Here is a 1,295-nt window from a genome sequence, read left to right on the forward strand (position 1 = left end):
TCCAACCCGATTTGGGAGTCTGTGCAGCCGTAAAAACGACATCCATCTAGACTGGACGGAACTAATGAATAACCACCAACGAAACTGGCGGACGACCGTCGTCGTCGTGACGATCGGAGCACTACTTGCGATCGTCGTCCCCCTGTCACTCCTCCCAGTACTTCCTTTCGAATACTTGAAGGAATACGGAACGGTTGGCGACACGATCGGTGGAATTTCGAATCCCATTACAGGATTGGCAGGAATCATTCTGTTATTCCTTGCTTTGACTGCGCAATTGCGCGCCAACGCACTTACGCAAAAACAGGTGGACGCCGATGCCGAAAAAGAGGTAAGGCAACGTGTCGCGACACACTTACATCAACTCTATGCATTCATGGACGAAAATATTAAGCAGTTCAACTACCAGAAAATTAGTACCCAAGAGTTGAGCTCTGAGCAGTTACATGGACGTCGAGCTATTCGGCAGTTCATTGATGACATTGAAAGCATGAATATCGACCTCCACGACTCGGAACGGCTTCTCCAGCAGGATGGCGTCAGGGAAATACTCGGCGTTTTAGAGATCGCGAAGCAAGCATTCGTCAAGATTGCGAGCTCCGATATCGATCCTATAAACAAGGATTTTTACGCAGCACTTGTCAAGCACGTACTTCTCTACAGCGTTTTCCCTTACACAGATCTTGACACCTCCGATGGCCTGACCCTTGCGGTATGCAACCAGTGTGGCCAACCACACGGCAACTACCCACCAGCCATTTTCGACCGACTACAGGATCTCAAGCGCTACTTCTAGCAACGCCGTCACCGGCAACGTGTCCGGTTCGTCGTTGCCAATACATGCCCAGCAGTTTTTCACCGAACCCGGGAAACTTCTTTGGGGTGGGTCACGGTCTCGGAGGCTGGCCAACTCTCTCGAAGCCAAGCCCTCCTCTCGAAGCCGCCGATCCTTACAGATGTGATCCATTTCCCTGAACGACGGACTCTCCATTTTGCGGCTGAATACGTATCTGGCCCCACACGTAACATCAAGAATGGCGCGGATCGACAAGCATTTCGAATCCGTGCGGGTTGCCGCTGATCCGTCAGCGGCGCAACGGCAGTCGGCATCCCCTCGTCGGCGAGACGTGAAGGGACCCCAACTGGCTTTTGCACCTCCGAATCACCTGCGAATAGCCATGCGGTACACCGACGTGAGTGGATCCGTATCTACTACTGGCTGGGCATTGGGAGCGAAAAGAAGGGGAAGTCCGCCAAGATCTGGGTGCGATCGGGCTTGATGCCGGTGCCCAGCG

General features: G+C 53.1%; 1 protein-coding gene. It reads left to right on the plus strand.

From position 1 onward, the window contains the following. On the plus strand, positions 1 to 796 hold a 796-nt coding region (locus AC0B9F_RS38145), incomplete at its 5' end, for a hypothetical protein (protein ID WP_472010401.1). Positions 797 to 1,295 lie beyond the last annotated feature (499 nt).

Source organism: Streptomyces sp. NPDC097129, from assembly GCF_055668065.1.